Origin of the sequence: Roseateles koreensis (assembly GCF_028595305.1) — a bacterium.
GTDB classification, from domain to species: Bacteria; Pseudomonadota; Gammaproteobacteria; order Burkholderiales; family Burkholderiaceae_C; genus Paucibacter_A; species Paucibacter_A koreensis.
This window is the reverse complement of the sequence record NZ_JAQQXS010000001.1, coordinates 28599-50830: the sequence shown is the minus strand read 5'-3', so window position 1 is coordinate 50830 and position 22232 is coordinate 28599. Positions and strand designations below refer to the sequence as shown.

Sequence of the window (22232 nt, the reverse complement as noted above, 5' to 3'; positions counted from 1 at the left end):
ATTCGCCTCTACCGCTCGTTGAGAAGAGAACACCATGAAAGCACTCACCTTCAAACGCTATGGCAAGTCGCCCGAAATTGGGTTCACCGACGTTCCCCTCCCCGCACTGAAGCCAGACGAAGTGCTGGTTCAGGTCTACGCGGTGGGCTTGAATCCGATTGACAACATGATTCCTACGGGGACGTTCAAACCCGTTCTGCCATTCAAACTTCCAGCGACGATGGGCAACGACTTGGCCGGTGTGGTGACGCAGGTGGGTGGCCGTGTGACGCGATTCAAGCCCGGTGATGAAGTCTTTGCCTGCCTCTTCGATCTAGGCAGGGGCGCGCTCGCTGAATTCGCCGTGGTCCCCGAGAGCGCCGCTGCGCTGAAGCCTGCCAATCTGGACTTCGTGCAGGCGGCCTCAGTCCCAATGGTTGGGCTCACCTCGTGGCAAGCCTTGAAGGAGCGGGCCCAGTTGCGGCCTGGGCAAAAGGTGTTCATCCCCGCTGGGTCCGGCGGCATCGGCACGTTCGCGATCCAACTGGCAAAGCAGCTCGGCGCCAAGGTGGGAACCACCACCAGTACAGGGAATGTCCCACTCGTTCGTCGCCTTGGCGCCGACGAGATCGTCGACTACAAAAAGCAAGAATTTGAGAACGTGCTGCAAGGCTACGACGTGGTGCTTGGCACGGTCCGAGGCGACGCTATCGAGAAGTCGACTGCCATCCTCAAGCCTGGTGGGCAAATCGTCTCCATTGTTGGTCCACTGGACGCGGCGTTTGGGCATGCCAAACGGTTGAACTTCGTCTTGAGGTTTGTGTTCGGCCTGATGAGCCACAAGATCACTCGCCTTGCCAAAAAGCGGGGCGCAAGCTACTCATTTCTGTTCGTGCGCCCCGATGGTGACCAGTTGCGCCAAATCGGCGAACTCCTCAAGGAAGAGCGCATCCAGCCGGTGATCGACAAGGTGTTTCCATTCGAGCAAGCCAAAGAAGCACTGGCGTACCTCGCCCAAGGACACGCCAAGGGCAAGGTCGTCGTCAAGCTGAAATAAAGCGCCGTCGTTCAACAAAAGGCACGTCATTTCATATGACGGCCATCATTCAATACCAATTTTCACTCCACGGAATCTCTCATGAAAATCGAAAACTCTGTCGTCCTCGTCACCGGTGCCAACCGCGGAATCGGGCTGGCGTTTGCGCGCGCCTTGCTCGCCCGTGGAGCCCACAAGGTCTACGCCGCCGCCCGCGACCCCGCAACCGTGAGCTTGCCGGGTGTCGAGGCTTTGCAACTCGATATCACCCGGCCTGAAGAGATTGCTGCCGCCGTTCAACGGGCGTCTGATGTGACGCTGGTGATCAATAACGCGGGCGTTGCCCAGCCCGGTGGCTTTCTGGCGCAAGACAGCGAAGCGGTCACGCGGCGCATCTTCGAGACCAACTTCTTTGGCATGCTGAACGTCAGTAAAGCCTTCGCGCCAGTACTCAAGGCCAACGGCGGCGGTGCGCTGCTGAATGTGCTGTCGGTGGCGTCGTGGGTCAACGGCGGCGAGTTGGCCGCATATTCAGCCAGCAAGTCGGCCGCATGGTCGCTGACCAACGCACTGCGGCACGAATTGGCAAGCCAGAAGACACAGGTGCTGGGTCTGCACATGGCCTATGTGGACACCGATCTCACGCGTGGCTTCGACGTGCAGAAAAGCAGCGCCGAAGCAATTGTTCAGCGTGCGCTTGACGGCTTGGAAGCCGGCGCCGACGAAGTCTTGGCCGATGCGCTGACCGAGCAGGTCCGCCAAGGCCTGGCAGCACAGCCACCGGTCTATCTGCCCCAAGCCCACTGAGACCCGATTGTGAAAGCCCATCCTATGAGAACCCACCCGATGCGACATTTTTTGAAAGCTATGGTGCTCGGGATCACGATCGCAACAACACTGCCTTCAACAGCCGTCGAAGCGGCCGAACCGGTCTCTGCAGGCCGCCCCCAAAAGCTGCAGGTGCCCAGCCAGGTGCCGGGAGACTCCTGGCGGACGGTGCCCACCCAAACCATCACGGCGGGCGGCGTGAACTTCGCGTACCGCGAGCTTGGAAAAAGCAATGGCGGCACGCCCGTGGTGTTCCTGGTCCATCTGGCCGCAGTTCTCGACAACTGGGATCCTCGGATCATGGACGGCATTGCTGCGAAGCACCATGTGATCGCCTTCGACAACCGGGGGGTCGGCGCATCCAGTGGTTCACCCTCGAATTCGATAGAGCAAATGGCTGACGATGCCCTCAGCTTCATCAAAGCCATGGGGCTCACGCAGGTTGACCTTTTGGGGTTTTCAATGGGCGGCATGATTGCCCAGGAAATGGTGCTGAAGGAGCCGCAACTCGTGCGCAAAATGGTTCTTGCAGGAACCGGCCCAGCGGGTGGCGAAGGCATCAGCGCCGTTGCCGGGGTCGCGAACTACGACCTCATGCGAGGCTTGTTGAGCGGTCAGGACCCGAAGCAATTCCTGTTCTTCACCCGCACCCCGAATGGCATCGAAGCAGGTCAAGCATTTCTGGCGCGATTGAATGAACGCACCGCAAACCGTGACAAAGAAATCAGCATAGTGGCCTACATCGCGCAGTTGCAGGCGCTGAGCGCCTGGGGCCAAAAACGGCCGGCCGACCTTTCCGTGATCAAACAGCCTGTGCTCGTCGTCAACGGCGAGGCTGACCGAATGGTGCCAACAACGAACTCCTACGACCTGGTGCGTCGGTTGCCGAACAGCCGTTTGATCATTTACCCCGATGCGGGTCACGGCGGCATCTTTCAGTTCCATGCCGATTTCGTGCGCAGCACGCTTGAGTTTCTCGCTCGATAGCTGTCGCTATTCGCGCGTGAAAAAGCAACTCCAGCGGTTTCAGCAATATTTGACCCAGGATATTTCCATGAATGTCGAACAGGTTGTAGCCCAGTGGATGGCCGAAGAAGAGGAAGCATGCGCGAATCTGATTGCGCCCGATATTGCGCCGCAAGATCAACTCGCGGGTCTCTCCGGCATGGAATTCTTTGAGGGGATACGGTCAGGAAAAATCCCCCCCGCCCCCATCGGTGAAACGCTTGATTTCGTTGCGATTCGCATTAAGCATGGCGCGGTGGTTTTCCAGGGTCGGCCGAACCGCCGGCATTACAACCCCTTGGGAACGGTGCATGGGGGATGGTTCGCCACATTGCTCGATACCGCCGTAGGCTGCGCCGTGCACTCGACCTTGCCGGTAGGAAAAGGCTACACCACGCTTGAATTGAAGGTAAATATGGTGCGCGCTTTGACTGACAAAGTCCCGCTCGTCCGCGCCGAAGGAAAATTAATCCATGCGGGTCGCCAAACCGCCACGGCGGAAGGCCGGATCGTCGGACCGGATGGAAAGCTGTACGCCCATGCAAGCACAACTTGCCTCATCTTCGATCATCCGATTCAGAAGTGAAAACAAGGGAGGCGACCCAAAGTTCTTCAGCGCCCTGCCATCGATGGGGCTGATGGCCTTGCCCCTTCCTGCTCAATTGTCGTCACAGCGTCGCGACAACTTCAGGCGCAAAAAAAGGGCGCCGCGGCGCCCTTTTTTTTGCAGCCTGACGACTGATCAGGCCCTCTTGCCTTGGCGGCGGATCGTCGCCAAGCCAGCCAAACCCAAGCCCAGCAGTGCCAAGCCAGCAGGCTCAGGGACGGTGCCAGGATTGGTATTGACAGCGAAAGCGCCCATGTCTGGGTAACTCCCGACATCGGTCTGAGAATAGGCCCAAACGCCACTTTCATTAGTGCTCCATTTCCAAGTGTATTCACTCAGGTCGCCGTAGACACCCCAGATCAAATCGCGATTGAGAGGTGTCGGCTGGGGAGCACCCATAGCTGCGGCGTCAGCGTAAAAGTTTGCGGCAATTGCAGGGGCATCTGCCTGAAGTTGCTGAACTTGGGACAAGTTGGCGAACTGGAAGCCTGACAGCAACAAGGCATTCATGGACACTGTTTGAACACCCCAGAATGTGCTGATGTTCTGCCACTGATAGCCCGTACTCGTATCAGTGAAGGTTCCGTTTCCATTCTGAACCAAGGAGGCATTGGCGGCGCCAACAGCCCCGAGGCTCATGACAACGGCAGCGAACAGTGCAACTTTTTTAGTAGACATGTCAGTGTTCCTCAGTGGTGTTTGATTTGACTGTCATAAAAAAGTAATATTTGTTCCATCCAATAAAATCAATAACTTACCTTGTTTGCCGCGCAGAAGTGTTAAAAATTTCGACACATGACTGCTGTCACGCACCCTTTGCCCGCCATCATTTGACATATCTAGACGCAAAAACAACATAGATCGAGGAGCCGTCGTCTTCGTACATTGAAGCTGGAGCCCGTGCGCTTGACGCGAGCTTTAGCCAAACTGGCATGGACGCGACACATGGGAGATTTTCATTTGGCACGCTTGGCACGCTTGGCTCACTTTGCAGGGCTTTGGCGCTGCTTACTCATGGTGTTCGTCGGGTTCGTGGGGTTCACGTCACTGGACGTGGCCCTGGCTATGGACACCCCGCTGCTGCTGGACAAAGGTTGGCGTTTTCATCAGGGTGATTTGCCGCTCAGCCCGGCGGTTGGCCACGAGCAGACCTATCTGCAGATGAAGGCCGGCTATGCGGGCGGCCCCGCTGGCATTGACTTCGACGACTCGAACTGGCGCACGCTGGACCTGCCACATGACTGGGCGGTTGAAGGGCCGTTTGATCCCAGCGCCAATATGGACCAAGGCTATCGCCCCCGGGGATTGGCCTGGTACCGGCGCTATCTTCGGGTGGATGCCGCGCAGCGCGGGCGCCATATCGAGTTGCAGTTCGACGGCATTGCCAGCCAAGCCGAAATTTGGTTCAACGGGCATCTGCTGCACCGCAGTTTTTCGGGCTACACCGCCAACCACCTCGACCTGACGCCCTATCTGCGTTTTGGCGATGAAATCAACACCATCGCCGTGCGTGTGAATGCCGAGGCCATGGAGGGCTGGTGGTATGAGGGTGCGGGCATCTATCGCCATGTGTGGCTGTCGCAAACCGACGCCTTGCATCTGCACACGGATGGGCTGCATCTCACCCCCATGCCTACACCCACGCCGCTAAAAAATGCCCCAGCGAAGGACCGCTGGCGCCTGCCCATGGCTGTGTCGCTCGCCAACGACGGTCCCGCACCGGCCTCGGCCACGTTGGAAGTCACGCTGCTGGACCCCACGGGGCGCCAAGTGGAGCAACGCCGCGCCGAATTACACGTCGCGGCGCAATCTTCACTGGAAACAGCCTTACCCATCGACGTGACGGCCCCCCAGCGCTGGTCAGTCGACCACCCGCAGCTGTACCAGGTGCATTTACGCCTGCTGCGACAGGGCCAGGTGCTTGAACACCGCAGCTGGCACACCGGTTTTCGCACGCTGAAGTTCGACGCCCAACAAGGCTTTTTTCTCAATGGCTTACCACTCAAAATCAAGGGCGTTTGCATCCATCAAGACCACGCTGGCGTGGGTGTTGCAGTGCCTCAATCGATCTGGGCCTACCGGTTGAAGCGGCTCAAAGCGATGGGGGCCAACGCGGTTCGTTTCGCCCACAACGCGCCTCCGCCTGAAGCGCTTGATCTGGCCGATCAACTCGGCTTGATGGTGATGGACGAAAACCGGCATTTCGGCGCCGATCCTGAGACGCTGCAGCAACTGCGGTGGCTGGTACGCCGAGACCGCCACCATCCCAGCGTGATCTTGTGGTCGCTGTTCAATGAAGAGCCTTTGCAAGGGGGCGAGACCGGCTACGAGATTGCCCGGCGAATGACTGCCGCTGTCAAAGCGCTGGACACGACCCGGCCTGTCACTGCGGCCATGAATGGCGGCTTTTTCAGTGACCTGAACGCCAGCCATGCGCTGGATGTGATCGGGCTCAACTACCAGCACACCGACTACGACCGCCTGCATGCGGAGCGCCCCCAAACGCCGCTGATCAGCACGGAAGATGCCTCCGCCTTCATGACGCGCGGCGTGTACGCCCCCAGCCACGACCCGGACCGCATCCCGGCGGACGACGAGCACGCGGCGGACTGGGGGCTCAACCACCGGGCGTCTTGGACGATGCTGGCCGAACGCCCTTTCATGGCCGGCGGATTTGCTTGGACCGGCTTTGATTACCGGGGTGAGCCCACGCCCCAAAGTTGGCCGGCAGTGAGCTCGATGTTCGGCATCATGGACCTGGCCGGCTTTGCCAAGTCGGCGTTTTACATCCGGCAAGCTCAATGGCGCGAAGACCGCCCGGTGCTGCACATCGAGCCGCATTGGAGCTGGCCGGGGCAGGCCGGGCAGATGATTCCCGTCATGGTCATGAGCAACGCCCAACGCGTGGTCTTGAGGCTGAATGGCCAACCCATTGGCACGCAACACCTTGACCGGCCTGGCGTGGCGCGCTTTGACGTGCCCTACGCACCCGGCCTCCTGGAGGCGGTGGGCTACGACCACGAACACGAAGTTTCAAGAGACGCAGTTGAAACCACCGGGCCAGGGGTGTCACTGGCGCTGCAGGCCGATCGCCCCGCCCTGGCCGGTGACGGGCAAGACGCCGTGCCGGTGACGCTGTGGGTACGCGACGCGCAAGGCCGCGCCGTACCCGACGCACAAACACGGGTGCACATTGAGGTGCGCGGCGCGGGCCGCAGCCTGGGCCACGGCAATGGCGACCCGCTCTCGCATGAGGATGAAAAAGGTGCCCACCGCTCGCTGTTCCACGGGCTGGCGCAAGTGATTGTGCAAAGCCATTTCACCACCACGCCGGGGGAGATTGAGATTGAAGCTCAAGCCGAAGGCCTTGCGCCGGCAGTCTTGAAGCTTCCCGTCAAAGCCTCTAGGCTCGGCACAGACCCGGCGGCGTTGCTTGACCATGCCCTGCCCGCTGCGTTCGCGCCTGAGCAAGATCCGCCCGCCACCCGGCTGACGGAGTGGCGCACTTCTCCACTCACAAGCCGCCCGCCGGGCCCGCCGCAGCCCCTGGCTGACCAAGACATGAACACCTGGGGATGGGGCGCGCCACCCATGACGCGCGCGGCATCAGCACAAGCCACTTGGCAGCAATACCGCACCCGGTTCACGCCCCGCAACGACGTGGCGGACGGCCGGGGTGTGCTGGCGTTTGCCGCCATCCAGGGTCGCGCCGAGGTGTGGCTGGACGGCCAATGGCTCGGCCGCAAAACCGACCCCGCACCCCAGGCCCTGACCCTGCCACTGCCTGCAGGCGCGGTGCTGCGGGAATTGCGGGTCGTGATTCAATCCGACGCCGGCATGGCAGGCGGCATCATCGGAGCCGTGCAATTGCTCAAGGCACCCACCGGGCCGAGCGTGCCGCCTTGAAATCACCGGTACGCTCCAACCCCAATGGATCAGTCACGCACGATGCGCCCGGCCTTGGCTTGGGACACAGCCGCCGGGTTGTCGCTCAACCAAGCCACCAGGGCGTCGATGTCCTGGCCCAGCGTAACCCGCTCGCGGCCTCGGCCCAAAATGCTGTTGCCGTCGCCCCCTTCAGCCATGAAGTTATTGACGACCACGCGGTACGCGCGCGCCGCCTGCAAAGGCTGCCCGTTCACCTTGACCTCACCCAACTGCGGCTGGCCGTCCGGCCCCGAATGCCAGTGGTAGCGCAGGCTGCTGGACACCTGCAAAAAGCGCCATGCACTGTCACCCTTGGGCAATTGATGTTGCAGCAACTCCCGCAGCTGCGCCCCGGTCAGTGTCAGCGCCACCAACTCATTGCCAAAGGGCTGAATCGCCACCAGATCGCTCAAGGTCACCGGCTGGCCAGGCTCCACCACCAGATCAGCGCGGATACCGCCCGTGTTCATCAGTGCAATGTCCGCCCCGCCATGCTTCTTGGCATAAGCCAGTTGCGAGTCAGCAATCAGGTTGCCCAAGGTTGAATCCCCCAAGGGCGGCTTGATGGCGCGGTTCGCCCCCTCCGCCAGCAAGGCCACCGGTTTGAGTCGCACCGGCGCGGTCAAGGCCGCCGCGCGGTCCACCAAAGCCGCCAACTCGGGGCTCGGCACATAACGCGATTGCAAGACGGGGTGATTGATCGCCTGTGCATCCAGCACCTTGCCGGCGCCGTCCAGCGTAAGCCGGCTCTCGGTAATCCATCCCCCATAACTCCCACCCTGCACCAACAAGCGCCCTGCCACCTTGCAGGTATACGCCTGATGGGTGTGCCCTGTGATGATGAGGCCGTAGGCGGCGTCCAGCTCATGCGCAATTTCCACCCCACGCCCCTGCAGGCCCGGACAGGCATAACTGGGATCATTGGCGGCACCGCGGTACTCGGCGCCCTCATGAATGACGGCCACCAAAAGCTGCGCGCCTTCGGCCCGAAGTTGCGGGACCAAAGCGTTGAGCGTGGCCGCTTCATCCGCAAAACGCAGGCCGACAATTGCACGCGGCACCACCACCGATGGCGTGTCTTTGGTGATCGCGCCCACGAACGCAATCTTGACCCCATCCACCTGCTTGATGACGTAGCTCGGCAAAATGGTTTGCCCAGTTTTGGCGTCCAACAAATTGGCCGCCAGGTACGGAAAGCCTGGCCCCTTGAAATCAGGCCACAAACAGCCCTGGGGCAAGCAGTCGCCGTGCGCCTTGCGCAGCAACTCCGGCAAGCCGGCATCCAGCTCATGGTTGCCCAATGCACTGCCCACCAAATCGAGTTGTCCCAAGGCGGCCAGCGTGGGCTCGTCCTTCAGCAAGGAGGAAATCTGCGGCGACGCCCCGATCAAATCACCAGCCGCCACGAACAGCGAATTCGCCCGCTCGGCCCGCAAGCGCCGAATGGCTGTTGCCAGATAAGCCACGCCGCCCGCCGGCTGCGCCTTCAACTCGCCCGAATACGCGTCGGGCAAGCGCGGCGACAAGGGTGTCGGCAACTGTGACTGGATATTGCCGTGGAAATCGTTGATCGAAAAAATACTCAGCTCATGGGTGAGCGGTGCGCGAAGCAACACGGCCTGAGGCACAGAGGCCGCGGCACTTGCGGCGGCTGGGGGCTTGGCATCGGCCGGCGTTGACCCGGGTTGGGCGCAGGCGGCCAGCAAACTGACCAACGCAAGACTGGCGCCGGTGCGGCGCCACTGGACAAATGCGGACATACGGGCGGTGAACAGCAAGGCGTAACTCCAACAGGTGGATGACCGGTCGCACCCAAACTCTCTTGAGTTTTAAAAGGCAAAACGACCCATCTTGAATACAGAAGAAAGCATATAGGCGACAAAATCATGTCAAAGCCATTGGCGACCACGACCGGCTTCGGCCGGCTCCGATGCTCAGGCGGCGGATATTAACGCCCCAAATTGCCCCTGCGAAAAGACATACGAAACGCAACCTGTCGCAGCAATGCAACAAGTTCTAGTCCAAATGGCACATGTCACCAAACCAGAATATTCACAATTCAAAATCGCGGTCGCAGTCCCTGCTTGCACTTGCGTGTGGGCTGGGATTGGCTTGCCAAAGCGGTGCCCTGCGGATGCCCTCCGAGAACAAGATGGAGTGCACTGCGCCGGGGTCGCCATCAAGCGTGGCATGCATTGTGCTTATGACGATCCATTGACGCATCGCCATTTGCTTGTGCTGTCCTTGAGGGTCGAAGCGTCTACTGGGCGCCCGCTTTGAAGGTCAATTTTGGCCTGAAGTAGTAATCCGCAAACGTTTTCGTGCATCAAAAACGAGCGCGCCTGCGGGTTCATGGCTTGAATTGATGCGTGCGCTGCACCCTTGTTGGGCGCGGCAACTGGGCAAGCTGATCCACTGCATTTCGATGAATTTTTGGGCGAAGTCAAAAACAAGCAAACGTTTGCTTGTGCCAGGTCACCCCAACAAGTGATCCAACTGAATTTCTAAGTTTTGTTTTGTTTCGCATTGAGGACTTTTTCAGACATGAGTACACAAGCCATGGGGATTTCCCTTTTCTCGAAAACAGCGCTGAGCATTGCCATCACCTTGCTCGCTTCCTCGGCAGCACTGGCCCAAGCCGCCGCTCCAGCAGCGGCTGCGGCCGAGGAAGCTGACAGCGGCATGCCGCGAGCCAAAGAGGACAGCGTGCGCCTGGGCACCATCACCATCGTCGGTGAAGGCGGCAAGCTCGGCGCCGGCCAAATGCTCAACGAAGACGCCGTGAAAGGCCGCAGCACCGTCACCAAAGCCGCCACGGAAAAAGACCGCTCGACCGGCAACCCCTTCCAGGCACTGGCCCTGCTGCCCGGCATCAACACCTTCAACCACGACGCCACCGGCTTGTTCGGCGGCGGCTTGACGGTGCGCGGCTTCAATTCAGACCAATTGGGCTTCACGGTCAACGGCGTGCCGGTGAATGACTCGGGCAGCTACTCGGTCTATCCGCAAGAATATGTGGATCAGGAAAACGTTTGCACCCAAAGCGTGACCCAGGGCAGCCCGGATGTTGAATCCCCTCACTCCGGCGCCACCGGCGGCAATATCAGCATCAACACCTGCGACCCTGAAGACAAACGCCGCGTGCGCGTTTCGCAAACCCTGGGTGGATTGAAACTGACCCGCACGTTTGTGCGCTTTGACAGCGGCCGCTTTGCCGATGACAAGTTCAAGCTCTTCATGAGCTACTCGCACACCCAGGCCGACAAATGGAAGGGCGAAGGCTCGGCCAAGAAGGACCATGTGGACGCCGGCTTCCGCTGGGACTTGTCGCCCGACAGCACCATCTTGGGCACGGTGCTTTACAACCGCGCCATCAACAACAACTTCTTCGCACCCACGCTGGCGCAGCTCAACACGTACGGCTACAACGGCGACTTCTCGTCCACCTTCACGCCTGGCCATCTGACGGGTGTCAAGGGCACGGCGCAAGTTGAAACCGGCCCGACCCCGGCCTACTACAAGCTCTCGATGAACCCCTTCGAGAACGTGGTGGCCTCGGTTTCCGGCTCGTTCAAGCTGGCCGAAGACACCTACCTCAAGGTGCAGCCCTATTTGTGGACCGGCTTCGGCACCGGCGGCACGCAGCAGGCCGTGTTGTCTGAAACAGCCTTCTTGAACACCAGCACCGGCAAAACGGGTGCGGGCGTTGACCTCAACGGCGACGGCGACACGCTGGACAAAATCATCGTGGCCCGCGGTAGCGTGACCAAGACCTCGCGCCCCGGCGTGACGGCAGAAGTGAACAAGACGATGGGTGCCCATCAGCTGAAATTTGGCCTCTGGTACGAGCGCGCCACCCACCGCCAGACCCAGCCCGCGGTGGCCGTGGATGCCGCTGGCAACCCTAGCGACATCTGGCTGCAAAGCGGCCAGATCACCCGCCCTGACGGATCCACCTACGAAGGCCGTGACTGGAAAACCATCAGCACCGCCTACCAGGCCTACGCGGCGGACAGCATCAGCTTCATGGGCGAGCGCGGCTTGTTCACCGTCGGCTTGCGTGCACCGCACGTGACGCGTGATGTCACGAACTACGTCAACGAGAACTTCACAACCGCCTACAACATGAGCAAGGGCTTCAACGAACTCTTGCCTCAGGCGGGTGTGCGCTTCAACCTGGACAAGAGCCAACAGCTGTTCATGAACGTGGGCAAAAACTTCCGCGCACCGCCCAACTTCGCCTTCACCGGCAGCAACGTGAAATTGGACCCCACGACGGGCCAGGTGACTCTGGTGACGGCCACCAAGGCTGAAACGTCCGTCATGACGGACGTAGGCTACCGCCTGCAAACCCGCGCCCTGTCGCTGTCGGCCACCTTCTTCAACGCCGACTTCAAGGACCGCCAGGCCAACGCCTATGACTCGGCCTCACAAACCAGCACCTATACCAATGCCGGCAATGTGAACACCCGAGGCCTGGAGTTCGAAATCGGTAACGCCCCAATCGGCGGTTTCACGGCCTACGCCTCGGCCACGCTGCAAAAGAGCCAAATCAAGAACGACATCTCGGCCTTGGGGTCGGACAACCAGCAGCAAGTGATCGCCACCAATGGCAAACAGTTCGCGCTGACACCGGAGACCCTGTTCGGCGCCTCGCTGCAGTACGCGGTGGGCCCGGTTTATGCCCGCGTCAAACTCAAGTACACCGGCAAGCAATACGCCACGCTATTGAACGACGAGGAAGTACCGGCCTACACCGTGGGCGACTTCGACGCCGGCTACAACTTCGGCAACGTCGGCGTGATGAGCAACACGCAACTGCGCTTCAACGTCAGCAACATTGCCAACACGCAATACCGCAACTCCAACTCCGGCACCCGCATCAACGCGGTGGCCGTGGGCAAGGTCAAGGCCGACACACCCGCTTACTACCTCGGCGCACCGCGCTTTGTGTCCATCAGCCTGAGCGCTGACTTCAACTGATTTCGGCAGCACCCTGAGGCCCACAAGGCCCCAGGTGCCGAAACGCAGCAGCCGCTGGATCAGCGGCTGCTTTTTTTTCTCACCGCTGGATCAGCGGTTGCATTTTTCCTGTCTGCGCCGCTAGATCAGCGGCAACTCAAACGCTCATTTCTGGATATCACCCAGACACAGGTACTTGATTTCCACATAATCGTCCATGCCTTGGTGCGCGCCCTCGCGGCCCAGGCCCGATTGCTTGACGCCTCCAAAAGGCACTTCCGCCGTGGCGATCAGGCCGGTGTTGACACCCACCATGCCGTACTCCAGCGCTTCACCCACGCGGAAGATACGGCCAATGTCGCGGCTGTAGAAATAGCTGGCCAGCCCGAATTCGGTATTGTTGGCCAGCGCAATCGCCTCGGCCTCGGTGTTGAACTTGAACACCGGCGCCAGGGGACCAAAGGTTTCTTCACGCGAGCACAGCATTGCCGGCGTCACATCCGCCAGCAAGGTCGGCTCAAAGAACTGCGCACCGATTGCGCTGGCCGGCTTGCCGCCCACCAGCAGGCGCGCCCCCAGGGCTAACGCGTCATCCACATGGCGCTGCACCTTGGTCATGGCTTGATCATCAATCAGCGGCCCGATGTTCACGCCACTTTCAAACCCGTTGCCCACCGTGAGTGCGCTGACTTTGGCCGTCAGCTTTTCCAGGAAGGCGTCGTACACACCGGCCTGCACATACAGGCGGTTGGCGCAAACGCAGGTCTGGCCGGCGTTGCGGTACTTGCTGGCAATCGCGCCCTCCACTGCGCTGTCGAGGTCTGCATCATCAAACACAATGAACGGCGCGTTACCGCCCAACTCCAGTGACAGCTTTTTCACCGTGCCGGCGCATTGGCGCATCAGAATGCGGCCCACCTCCGTGGAGCCCGTGAAGGAGAGATGGCGCACCACATCGCTGTCGCACAGCACGTGGCCAATGGCCACCGAGTTGTCGGCGTCCGCCGTCAGCACGTTCAACACACCGGCTGGCATGCCAGCACGTTGGGCCAACTCGGCCACCGCCAAGGCGCACAGCGGGGTGGCCTCCGCCGGCTTGATCACCACGGTGCAGCCTGCGGCAAGCGCTGGCGCAACTTTGCGGGTGATCATGGCGATCGGAAAATTCCAGGGCGTGATGGCCGCGCAAACGCCCATGGGCTGCTTGATGACCAAATAACGCTTGTTGTTGTCGGTAGTGGGAATGGTTTCGCCGTAGACGCGCTTGCCCTCTTCCGCAAACCAGTCGATGAAGCTGGCGCCGTAGGCCACCTCGCCGCGCGCCTCGGCCAGGGGCTTGCCTTGCTCGGCCGTCATGATGCGGGCCAGATCATCGGCATGCTTATGCAGCAGTTGCGACCAGCGCGTCAAAATGGCGGCGCGCTCCTTGGCGGTTTTGCTACGCCAGGGACTCCAGGCGTTTTGGGCTGCGTCAATGGCGGCTTGCGCCTCGCTGGCACCCAGGTTGGCCACATCAGCCAGGGTTTCGCCCGTAGCAGGGTCTGTCACGGCAAACTGGCTGGCGCCACTGACCCACTCACCGTTGATCAAGGCTTGGGTGCGCAACAGGCTGGCGTCGTTCAGGGCGGACAGCGGGGATGTCTTGCTGGTCATGGTCGAAACTCCAAAAATTCAGGCTCAGGCACGAGCGGCCCGCCCTTGTACCTGCACTCTAACTGAGGCGCCCCCACCTCATCGGGCCAGGGGCCACCCATATAATCGGCGACAAGCGAAACCAGTCATGACGCGGGCCAGGCCCGCGTTTTTTGCGCCGCCGACACCCGCGGCGCCCGAATATTCAGCCGACCCGAAAGCAGCCGCCGCATGAAAGCAGCAGAAATCCGTCAAACCTTCTTGAAGTTCTTTGAATCCAAAGGACATCAGATCGTGGCCTCCAGCCCCGTGGTGCCCGGCGATGATCCAACGCTGCTGTTCACCAACGCGGGCATGAACCAGTTCAAAGACGTGTTTCTGGGCTTCGACAAGCGGGCTTACTCACGCGCCACCACGAGCCAGAAGTGCATCCGCGCAGGCGGCAAGCACAATGACTTGGACAACGTCGGCTACACCGCGCGTCACCACACCTTCTTCGAGATGCTGGGCAACTTCAGCTTCGGGGACTATTTCAAGCACGACGCCATCAGCTTTGCCTGGGAGTTGCTGACCGAGCACTTCCACCTGCCCGCCGAAAAGCTGTGGGTGACCGTTTACGCCGAAGACGACGAGGCCTACGACATCTGGAACAAGGTGGTCGGCGTACCGGCGGAGCGCATCGTGCGTATCGGCGACAACAAGGGCGGACGCTATATGTCCGACAACTTCTGGATGATGGGCGACACGGGCCCCTGCGGCCCCTGCACCGAGATCTTCTTCGACCACGGCCCTGAAGTGGCCGGCGGCCCTCCCGGCAGCCCGGACGAAGACGGTGACCGCTACATCGAGATCTGGAACAACGTCTTCATGCAGTTCAACCGCACGGAAGACGGTGTCATGCACCGCCTGCCCAAGCCCAGCGTGGACACCGGCATGGGCCTGGAGCGCCTGGCCGCCGTGCTGCAACACGTGCACTCCAACTATTCCATCGACACCTTCGTTGCCCTGCTGGAGGCCGCCAAAAAGGCGGTGGACGAAGCTGGCGCACTGAACTGCGACGCCGAAAGCGCCTCGCTCAAGGTGATTGCCGACCACATTCGTGCCTGCAGCTTCACCATCGTCGACGGCATCATCCCGGGCAATGAGGGTCGGGGTTATGTGCTGCGCCGCATTGCCCGCCGCGCCATCCGCCACGGCTACAAGCTGGGCGCCCGCACGCCTTTCTTCCACAAGATCGTGGGCGAATTGGTCACCCAGATGGGCGACGCTTACCCCGAGTTGCGCCAAGCCCAAACCCGTGTGACCGAGGTGCTGAAGCAGGAGGAAGAGCGCTTCTTCCAGACCATCGCCAATGGCATGGAAATCCTCGAAGCGGCGCTCGCCAAGGGCGACGCACAGATCGACGGCGAAACGGCCTTCAAGCTGCACGACACCTACGGCTTCCCGGTTGACTTGACGGCCGACGTTTGCCGTGAACGCGGTGTCACCGTGGACCAAGCCGGCTTCGACGCGGCCATGACCCGCCAACGCGAGCAAGCCCGCGCCGCCGGCAAGTTCAAGATGACCCAAGGCCTCGAGTACAAGGGCGCTGCAACCACCTTCCACGGCTACGACCATCTGGTGTGCGAAACCAGCAAGGTCACCGCCGTCTACATCGACGGTCAATGGGTGAACGAAGCCAAGGCCGGTGATGACGCCGTGGTGGTGCTCGACCACACCCCCTTCTACGCCGAAAGCGGCGGCCAGGCGGGCGACAGCGGCGAGTTGCGCAACGCCAGCACCCGCTTCGCGGTGGAAGACACCATGAAAATCCAGGCCGACGTATTTGGCCACACCGGCCGCGTGCTGGAAGGCGCCATCAAGGTGGGCGACAGCTTCAGCGCCCGTGTCAACGCCGAGGCCCGCGCCAAAACCGTGCGCAACCACAGCGCCACCCACTTGATGCACAAGGCCCTGCGCGAGGTGCTGGGCGCCCATGTGCAGCAAAAGGGCTCGCAAGTCACGACCGACCGCACCCGCTTCGACTTTGCCCACAACGCGCCGGTAACGACCGAAGAAATCCGCAAGGTCGAGGCCTTGGTCAACGCTGAAATTCTGGCCAATGCCGCCGCCCGCGCCGATGTGATGAATCTGGACGACGCGCAAAAGAGCGGCGCCATGATGCTGTTCGGCGAAAAGTACGGCGAGACCGTGCGCGTGCTGTCCATCGGCTCCTCCAAAGAGCTGTGCGGCGGTACGCACGTCAAGGCAAGCGGCGACATCGGCCTGTTCAAGATCGTGGCCGAATCTGGCGTAGCCGCAGGCATCCGCCGCGTGGAAGCCCTCACCGGCGACAACGCCCTGGCCTATCTGCAAGGCCTGGAAGACACCGTGCACGCCGTGGCCGGCACGCTCAAAGCCGCACCTAACGAGCTGGAACAACGGGTTCAGGCCGTGCTTGAGCAACTGCGCACTGTCGAAAAAGACCTGGCCGCCGCCAAGAGCAAGCTGGCCTCCGCCCAGGGTGACGAGTTGCTGAGCCAGGCCGTCGACATCAAGGGGGTCAAGGTGCTGGCCGCCACCCTCATCGGTGCTGACGCCAAGACCCTGCGCGAAACCATGGACAAGCTCAAGGACAAGCTCAAGAGTGCCGCCATCGTGCTGGCCGCCGTAGATGGCGACAAGGTGCAACTCGCCGCGGGCGTGACGGCTGACAGCACGGGCAAGGTCAAGGCCGGCGAGTTGGTCAACTTCGTCGCCCAGCAAGTGGGCGGCAAAGGCGGCGGCAAACCCGATCTGGCCATGGCGGGCGGCACCAACCCGGCCGCCCTGCCCGCCGCCCTTGCGGGCGTGCAAGCCTGGGTCACTGAACGGCTTTAACTTCTAAATTCAACTGACACTCTCAAGGGCTCTCGTCAATCGAACCGAGAGCCCTTGTTCTTTCTGAAGGACTCATCATGACCGACGCTTACCAAGACATCGACCACGCCAACGCGGAGCGCCTGGCCGCGCTGCTGCAGATCCTCGTGGCCGCGACGCCCGAAGACATGGACGCCGTGCCCATCGACACGCTCGACGGCTACATGACCGCGCTGATCTGCGGGCCGGTGGTGCACAGCCCCATCGCCGCCATGGACGGCCTCTTTGGCGAAAACTGGGCCGCCGTACTGGACGAACAAGACGCCACCGAAGAGTTCATGCAAGTGCTGATGACCCGCTGGAACGAAATCGCCGACAGCCTCGACCCCGAAGCCCTCTCCGCCGACCCGGAAGCGATTTTGCTCACGCCGCTGATCACCGAGTTCGACGAAGCCACCAAGGCTGACCTGCTGGCCCAGGGCGTGCTGACAGAAGAGCAGCTGAGCGAACTGCCCCCGCCCGGCGTGATGTGGGTGGAAGGCTTCATGCAAGCCGTTGAAGACAATGAGCAAGCCTGGTACGTGCACGACAGCGACAGCGAAGCGGGCCAAATGTTGGATGCCATGCTGATGTCGGTCGCCGCCGTTGCCATGCCGCCAGGCGACCAGCGCCAGGCCTATATCGCTGAGCAGTACGAGCCGGACGACGTCATCGACCAAGACGTGTTGTTGGACGACGCCCTGTTCTCCGCCCAAGACCTGCGCCTGTTCTGGCTGCAACCGGCGCCGGGCCAAACCTTGTCCTGATCCCACCGGGGCGCCACAACCCCAAGACTGCCCCAGGCACCCAGGGCGACTTGGTTCAAAGGCGCCCTGCGCAGTTGGGCGCGCCACAACGGCAACGCAGCCGCCCTTCGTGGTGGCTTTCGCCGTAGTCGCAGCTCAACTCCTCGCCGGGCTCAATATCGCGCAATGCATAAAACTCGACGCGGCCCTGGCTGATGCGCAGTTGCGCATTCGGTGCACAACTGTGGTTGATGTGCCGCAGCGCGTCTTTCGAGTCGGTAGCATCCACCGCACGTGTCTCCGACACCTCAACAATGTGGATTCGGGCCCGGCCCTTGGCACGACGCCTGGCCTCCCGCACCGAGATCGCCTCACCGCGCAATTCGCCAATCTTGCGCCGCGCAGGAATGGGCTCGGCCGCAAAAACCCCCAAGCCATCGATCACGCTATCCGCTACCGTCAGCGCAAATCGCTCGGCCGGCAAGACTTGGCCCTTGGCGGGCCGAATGGGCGCCTCGTCTTGTTTTGACGGAGAGGGTGCGGGGGGCTGGATTTCGGTCAGGCGGGGCATGACGTTATTGTCGCAGCCCGGCTCTATTCAGCTCGTCCTCAAATCGGGCGAAAAACCCCACGCCGCCCGTCGGGCGAGGCCTCGTCGTCGCTCTGCTGGCTGACAATCTGCGGCCGGGGGCCGGAGGGTCCGCCGGAGCGAGAGGCCATGGGTGCACCCAGGCGTTTGCCCGTGATCACCAAACGCGCCAATTTGACGACCTCACTGGCTTGGGCCGCCAAGGGCAACAGAGTGCCTGTGCTCAGGATCACGGCCATGAGCAAGGCTCTTGGCAACCCATTGTTGCTGCGTTGACGGCTGGACGACATTCGACACCTCCACCAGCGCCATGCTGGCTTGAAGTCGAGCAGTATTCCGGCAAGTGCCGGCAATCGCCACCCCCAAGCGACGAACTGCGGTTTCAGCCGATGGGCTGCGGCTGCAGTTGCAACTGCGATTGCAGTTGGGCATCAACGCCCCCTTGCCCCCCCCCCAAACTTGCAGGATCGCGACGGTCTGCGCTCGCGCACAGCGAGTCAATAATGCGACCACTCTGATTGAACGGACCCCGCACCATGACCGCTCCTCGCATTTCCTATGCCGACTTCGCCAAACTCGCACCCGGTGTGCCCGAGGGCTTGGCGGCGATTGGCAAGGCCGTCGGCACGTCCGGGCTGGGCAAAGACCTGCTGGAGTTGATCAAGCTGCGGGCTTCGCAGCTCAATGGCTGTGCTTTTTGCCTGCAGTTTCACCTGAATCTGGCCCGCAGCCTGCAGGTGCCCGCCGAAAAGCTGGACTTGCTGGCCACCTGGCACGACGCCCCTGTCTACTCCGACCGCGAGCGCGTGGCCTTGGCCTATGCCGAACAACTCACGCTGTCCGCACGAGGCGACATCAGCGACGCGCTGTATCAGCAGACGCTGGCTGAATTTGGCCCGGGCGATCTGAGCTTTCTCACCGCCTCCATCGCCCACATCAATGCATGGAACCGAATTGGCAAGGCGCTGCGATTTGCGCCGCCCATCAAGGCCGGCACACCATGACGTCAAGGGTGCCCAGCCAGCCCTGACGCATCCGCAATGACCGGCCCGATGGCTTTTGATACCCGCTCACGTGGGCGCCCCCTTCTGCTGGGCCTGCTCGCGCTGCTGCATGCGGCGGGTCTGTTATTTCTGCAGCACCTTCTTGCAACGCCTCGACCCGCCGCCGTGCACACGAGGCAGAGCACGCTCGTTGCGGTGCGGCTCTTGAAGGCGCAAACGGCCGCGCCCAAACCAGCGCAGCGGGAAATCAGCGCGCCGCCGGTCGATCGTCAAAATCATCTCCCCACACAGGAATCGCCTGGGGCGCCGGCAATTGCCGTACAAACGACCGAAGCACCCGCACCCAGCCCCATCGCAGGCCCGGCGGCAAGTATCGCGCCGCCAACAGCGCGACTGCTCGACAGTGCGGCCACGCGCCACGCGCTCCGCGAGGCGGCCCGCGCGCCCCTGTTGTCCGAACGGGCAGCTTCAGCCATGGGTGATGAGCCCGTCAACGCCCAGCAAAAACTGGCGCAATCCGTGCAACAGGCCGGCCATGGCGACTGCGTGAAGGGTGAGTATCTCGGCGGCGGCCTGGGTTTGCTCAGCACGCCCTTTTTCCTGCTGGCAGAGCTGCGCGGTCAGTGCAGCAAGTAATGCGTTATTCAAACGGCTACGCCATCCTTCCACCCCTCACCGACCCTCGATTCTATGAACCGCTGCACTCACTCTCACCTTCATCAGGCACTGGTCTGCGCGGTCTTGTGGACCTGCTCCTTCAGCGCTTGCGCCGAGGACGCCAAGCCCGCCACCGAACAGCTGGAAACCGTCACGGTGCAGTTGCAAAAAGACCCAGCCATCATGCCCTACGCAGAGATGAACGAGGTGCTGACCAAGCTGCAGCGGGTGGGTGAAGGGCTGGTGCGACTGGACTTCAAAGTGATGTCCAAAGACACGAAGAAACCGGTGCTTACAGCCAAATTGGCGCTCGCCACCGACGAGCGCTACCTGCCCATACCACTGGCGGCCGATGGCACTTTCTCATTGCCCCTGCTGCCCGAGGATCAAGCCAAAAATGCGGAGTTGGCCACCAACCAGACCAAAGGCAGCCTGCACATCATGGGCACGCTGGAGTTGACCGTGACGGCCGATCAACTGGACATGAAAACCGTCCGCCGCATGATGCGCGTGGGCCACAGCCTGCGCACCGAGATGTTGCCCTTTTACCTGCGCTGGATGATGCCGCAGGTCGAAGGCGTGCGCATCTGCAGCCCCGCGGCAGCCTGGCAACTCGAGTGGCCCGAGGGCCAACAAACCATGGCCCTGCCCCTGGCCGCAGATCCCCAGGAAAAAGACCCCCATCAAGAGAAGAGCCAAACGCCGCTTCGCCCTTTTTGCACCGTGCTGTCAGGCCAGGAGCGGTGGCCCGATTCGGCTCGTTTGATTTCGCCTGCTGGCAGCAAGCTCAGCGTCAAGATGAGCCGGTGACAGCACAAACGACCTGTCCCAATCAGGGCCGGAACTTCTCCAACGCCGCACCGCTGATGCGGCAGATGCGCCAGTCAGGCAGCACGGTGGCGCCCATGCGCTCGTAGAAGCGAATAGCATTTTCATTCCAGTCCAGCACGCTCCATTCAAAGCGCCCGTAGTCCCGCTCAACGGCCAACTGCGCTAGGCGGGTCAGTAAACCCTTGCCCAGACCCGAGCCGCGGTGCGCGGCACGCACGTACAAATCTTCAAGATACAGGCCCGGCTTGCCCAGGAAGGTGCTGAAATTGGTGAAGAAAAGAGCAAAGCCTTCTACCTCGCCATCGATCTCACCCACCAGGGCCTCGACCACCGGCTTGTCGCCAAACAGGTGCTGGTGCAGGCTTTCGCGGGTCAGCGCCAGCATGTGCGTCAGGCTCTCAAATTCAGCCAATTCTTCGACCAGAGTCACAAGAACGGCAACGTCGCGGGCTTCCGCAGGGCGCAAGGTGTATGAAGTCATGGCGCTATTCTGCACACTTCACACGACAGCGATGTCACCCGCGGCAGGGGCGACGCCGCCCCCCCCCCTGTCACGCGCTCGACAGTACCCGGCGCTGCACTCCCCTATATTTCAGGCATGACGCCTGACACCCCCCTTGCCTCGCCCCCCGTTTACTCGCCCCGCCGCATTGCCCGCAGCGAATTCATCTTCTTGCGCGGCCTGCAGCACCACCTGCTGCGCTGGGATGGTGACGCCGCAAGCGCCTTCACGCCTGAGCGTCCCTTGCTGGTGATGTTGCACGGCTGGATGGACGTTGCCGCGTCGTTCCAGTTCGTGATCGACGCGATGCAAGAAAATCGACCCATCGTCGCCATGGATTGGCGCGGTTTCGGCCTGAGCGATGCCGGGGGGGCTGACAGTTACTGGTTTCCCGACTACCTGGGCGATCTTGATGCGCTGCTGGACGCCGTAAGTCCCGATCAGCCCGTAGACCTGCTCGGTCACAGCATGGGCGGCAATATCGTCATGACTTATGCCGGTGTGCGCCCAAAACGCATCCGCCGACTGATCAACCTGGAAGGCTTTGGCCTGCCCGATACCCAGGCGAGTGCTGCGCCTGAACGCCTCGTGACTTGGCTGGATGAGCTCAAGCAAGCCCCGCAGCTCAAGCCCTATGCCAGCCTGAACGATGTGGCTGCACGCCTGAGCAAGACCAACCCCCGGCTCTCCGCCGACAAAGCGGCCTGGCTGGCGCCACGCTGGTCCGCGCAAGCGACCTTGCCCGATGGCAGCCAGGAATGGCGCATTCTGGCCGACCCCGCCCACAAAAAAACCAACCCGGCCCTCTACCGGCGCGAAGAAGCCATGGCCTGCTGGGCACGCATCACCGCACCCACCTTGTGGGTGGAGGGCCATGACACCGACATGATGCGCTGGTTCGGCAAGCGCTACCCGCGCAGCGATTTCGAAGAACGCCTAGCCCTGGTGCAATCCCTGCGCCGTGTAGGCCTGAGCGATGCCGGCCACATGCTGCACCACGACCAGCCCGATGCGCTAGCACGGGCGCTAGAAGATTTTTTGGGCTGACGA

Annotated in this window: 18 protein-coding genes; 12 read left to right on the top strand and 6 right to left on the bottom strand. The window is 61.6% G+C overall.

The genetic code is table 11. The annotated features are described in order from the left end of the window. The first annotated feature begins 34 nt into the window (after window positions 1-34). The 4 genes from PRZ01_RS00210 (at window position 35) to PRZ01_RS00195 (ending at window position 3434) form a co-directional block, all read left to right on the top strand. Window positions 35-1036 (top strand): NADP-dependent oxidoreductase, encoded by a 1002-nt coding sequence (locus PRZ01_RS00210; RefSeq protein WP_273594742.1) that lies wholly within the window; start codon window positions 35-37, stop codon window positions 1034-1036. A gap of 81 nt (window positions 1037-1117) precedes the next feature. After that, window positions 1118-1822 carry an SDR family oxidoreductase gene (locus tag PRZ01_RS00205; RefSeq protein ID WP_273594741.1) on the top strand — a complete coding sequence of 235 codons (705 nt, stop codon included), beginning with the start codon at window positions 1118-1120 and terminating at the stop codon, window positions 1820-1822. Between the two features lie 39 nt (window positions 1823-1861). Next, the gene (locus PRZ01_RS00200) at window positions 1862-2830 is read left to right on the top strand and encodes an alpha/beta fold hydrolase (protein WP_273594740.1); all 969 of its coding nucleotides are present in this window, start codon (window positions 1862-1864) and stop codon (window positions 2828-2830) included. Between the two features lie 67 nt (window positions 2831-2897). After that, a complete protein-coding gene (locus PRZ01_RS00195; protein ID WP_273595032.1) occupies window positions 2898-3434 on the top strand; it encodes a PaaI family thioesterase in 537 nt (178 codons plus the stop codon). Between the two features lie 156 nt (window positions 3435-3590). Here the strand turns inward: PRZ01_RS00195 and PRZ01_RS00190 are convergent, their stop codons facing one another. Continuing rightward, a complete protein-coding gene (locus PRZ01_RS00190) occupies window positions 3591-4133 on the bottom strand; it encodes a PEP-CTERM sorting domain-containing protein (protein ID WP_273594739.1) in 543 nt (180 codons plus the stop codon). Window positions 4134-4400: 267 nt separating this feature from the next. Here PRZ01_RS00190 and galA point away from each other — a divergent pair, with 267 nt between their 5' ends. Beyond that, the gene (gene galA, locus PRZ01_RS00185; RefSeq protein ID WP_273594738.1) at window positions 4401-7361 is read left to right on the top strand and encodes a beta-galactosidase GalA; all 2961 of its coding nucleotides are present in this window, start codon (window positions 4401-4403) and stop codon (window positions 7359-7361) included. 29 nt (window positions 7362-7390) lie between these two features. On the opposite strand, the gene PRZ01_RS00180 is transcribed toward galA, so the two are convergent. Next, window positions 7391-9160 carry a bifunctional metallophosphatase/5'-nucleotidase gene (locus PRZ01_RS00180; RefSeq protein WP_273594737.1) on the bottom strand — a complete coding sequence of 590 codons (1770 nt, stop codon included), beginning with the start codon at window positions 9158-9160 and terminating at the stop codon, window positions 7391-7393. Window positions 9161-9941: 781 nt separating this feature from the next. On the opposite strand from PRZ01_RS00180, the gene PRZ01_RS00175 reads away from it, so the two are divergent. Further along, window positions 9942-12365 (top strand): TonB-dependent receptor, encoded by a 2424-nt coding sequence (locus tag PRZ01_RS00175; protein ID WP_273594736.1) that lies wholly within the window; start codon window positions 9942-9944, stop codon window positions 12363-12365. A gap of 144 nt (window positions 12366-12509) precedes the next feature. On the opposite strand, the gene PRZ01_RS00170 is transcribed toward PRZ01_RS00175, so the two are convergent. Continuing rightward, the gene (locus tag PRZ01_RS00170; RefSeq protein WP_273594735.1) at window positions 12510-13997 is read right to left on the bottom strand and encodes an NAD-dependent succinate-semialdehyde dehydrogenase; all 1488 of its coding nucleotides are present in this window, start codon (window positions 13995-13997) and stop codon (window positions 12510-12512) included. A 210-nt stretch (window positions 13998-14207) separates the two neighbouring features. Between PRZ01_RS00170 and alaS the strand changes: the two genes are divergently transcribed. Beyond that, window positions 14208-16835: an alanine--tRNA ligase gene (gene alaS / locus PRZ01_RS00165; RefSeq protein WP_273594734.1), complete on the top strand. Its 2628-nt coding sequence runs from the start codon at window positions 14208-14210 to the stop codon at window positions 16833-16835. Between the two features lie 77 nt (window positions 16836-16912). Next, a complete protein-coding gene (locus PRZ01_RS00160) occupies window positions 16913-17620 on the top strand; it encodes a UPF0149 family protein (protein ID WP_273594733.1) in 708 nt (235 codons plus the stop codon). Between the two features lie 55 nt (window positions 17621-17675). Here PRZ01_RS00160 and PRZ01_RS00155 read toward each other — a convergent pair whose 3' ends face one another. Both PRZ01_RS00155 and PRZ01_RS00150 read right to left on the bottom strand, forming a co-directional pair. Next, window positions 17676-18170 (bottom strand): SET domain-containing protein, encoded by a 495-nt coding sequence (locus PRZ01_RS00155; RefSeq protein ID WP_273594732.1) that lies wholly within the window; start codon window positions 18168-18170, stop codon window positions 17676-17678. A gap of 38 nt (window positions 18171-18208) precedes the next feature. After that, window positions 18209-18427, bottom strand: a complete 219-nt coding sequence (locus PRZ01_RS00150; RefSeq protein WP_273594731.1) for a hypothetical protein — start codon at window positions 18425-18427, stop codon at window positions 18209-18211. 297 nt (window positions 18428-18724) lie between these two features. On the opposite strand from PRZ01_RS00150, the gene PRZ01_RS00145 reads away from it, so the two are divergent. Genes PRZ01_RS00145 through PRZ01_RS00135 form a run of 3 tightly spaced genes read left to right on the top strand, consistent with a single transcriptional unit; the run spans window position 18725 to window position 20659 of the window. Beyond that, a complete protein-coding gene (locus PRZ01_RS00145; RefSeq protein ID WP_273594730.1) occupies window positions 18725-19192 on the top strand; it encodes a carboxymuconolactone decarboxylase family protein in 468 nt (155 codons plus the stop codon). Window positions 19193-19240: 48 nt separating this feature from the next. Next, entirely contained in the window at window positions 19241-19828 is a 588-nt protein-coding gene (locus PRZ01_RS00140; RefSeq protein WP_273594729.1) for a hypothetical protein, read from the top strand. A gap of 54 nt (window positions 19829-19882) precedes the next feature. Continuing rightward, window positions 19883-20659, top strand: coding sequence for a DUF2987 domain-containing protein (locus PRZ01_RS00135; RefSeq protein ID WP_273594728.1), 777 nt, complete (start codon window positions 19883-19885; stop codon window positions 20657-20659). Between the two features lie 22 nt (window positions 20660-20681). On the opposite strand, the gene PRZ01_RS00130 is transcribed toward PRZ01_RS00135, so the two are convergent. Beyond that, a complete protein-coding gene (locus tag PRZ01_RS00130) occupies window positions 20682-21161 on the bottom strand; it encodes a GNAT family N-acetyltransferase (protein WP_273594727.1) in 480 nt (159 codons plus the stop codon). A 117-nt stretch (window positions 21162-21278) separates the two neighbouring features. Between PRZ01_RS00130 and PRZ01_RS00125 the strand changes: the two genes are divergently transcribed. Further along, entirely contained in the window at window positions 21279-22229 is a 951-nt protein-coding gene (locus PRZ01_RS00125; RefSeq protein ID WP_273594726.1) for an alpha/beta fold hydrolase, read from the top strand. Window positions 22230-22232: the final 3 nt, after the last annotated feature.

What these genes read in the sequence shown, in the direction of transcription:
- PRZ01_RS00155 (WP_273594732.1), bottom strand. Translation starts at nt 18,170, where the DNA reads ATGCCCCGCCTGACCGAAATCCAGCCCCCCGCACCCTCTCCGTCAAAA.
- PRZ01_RS00195 (WP_273595032.1), top strand. Translation starts at nt 2,898, where the DNA reads ATGAATGTCGAACAGGTTGTAGCCCAGTGGATGGCCGAAGAAGAGGAA.
- PRZ01_RS00200 (WP_273594740.1), top strand. Translation starts at nt 1,862, where the DNA reads ATGCGACATTTTTTGAAAGCTATGGTGCTCGGGATCACGATCGCAACA.
- PRZ01_RS00125 (WP_273594726.1), top strand. Translation starts at nt 21,279, where the DNA reads ATGACGCCTGACACCCCCCTTGCCTCGCCCCCCGTTTACTCGCCCCGC.
- PRZ01_RS00135 (WP_273594728.1), top strand. Translation starts at nt 19,883, where the DNA reads ATGAACCGCTGCACTCACTCTCACCTTCATCAGGCACTGGTCTGCGCG.
- PRZ01_RS00210 (WP_273594742.1), top strand. Translation starts at nt 35, where the DNA reads ATGAAAGCACTCACCTTCAAACGCTATGGCAAGTCGCCCGAAATTGGG.
- galA (WP_273594738.1), top strand. Translation starts at nt 4,401, where the DNA reads ATGGGAGATTTTCATTTGGCACGCTTGGCACGCTTGGCTCACTTTGCA.
- PRZ01_RS00160 (WP_273594733.1), top strand. Translation starts at nt 16,913, where the DNA reads ATGACCGACGCTTACCAAGACATCGACCACGCCAACGCGGAGCGCCTG.
- PRZ01_RS00130 (WP_273594727.1), bottom strand. Translation starts at nt 21,161, where the DNA reads ATGACTTCATACACCTTGCGCCCTGCGGAAGCCCGCGACGTTGCCGTT.
- alaS (WP_273594734.1), top strand. Translation starts at nt 14,208, where the DNA reads ATGAAAGCAGCAGAAATCCGTCAAACCTTCTTGAAGTTCTTTGAATCC.
- PRZ01_RS00150 (WP_273594731.1), bottom strand. Translation starts at nt 18,427, where the DNA reads ATGGCCGTGATCCTGAGCACAGGCACTCTGTTGCCCTTGGCGGCCCAA.
- PRZ01_RS00205 (WP_273594741.1), top strand. Translation starts at nt 1,118, where the DNA reads ATGAAAATCGAAAACTCTGTCGTCCTCGTCACCGGTGCCAACCGCGGA.
- PRZ01_RS00145 (WP_273594730.1), top strand. Translation starts at nt 18,725, where the DNA reads ATGACCGCTCCTCGCATTTCCTATGCCGACTTCGCCAAACTCGCACCC.
- PRZ01_RS00190 (WP_273594739.1), bottom strand. Translation starts at nt 4,133, where the DNA reads ATGTCTACTAAAAAAGTTGCACTGTTCGCTGCCGTTGTCATGAGCCTC.
- PRZ01_RS00140 (WP_273594729.1), top strand. Translation starts at nt 19,241, where the DNA reads ATGGCTTTTGATACCCGCTCACGTGGGCGCCCCCTTCTGCTGGGCCTG.
- PRZ01_RS00175 (WP_273594736.1), top strand. Translation starts at nt 9,942, where the DNA reads ATGGGGATTTCCCTTTTCTCGAAAACAGCGCTGAGCATTGCCATCACC.
- PRZ01_RS00170 (WP_273594735.1), bottom strand. Translation starts at nt 13,997, where the DNA reads ATGACCAGCAAGACATCCCCGCTGTCCGCCCTGAACGACGCCAGCCTG.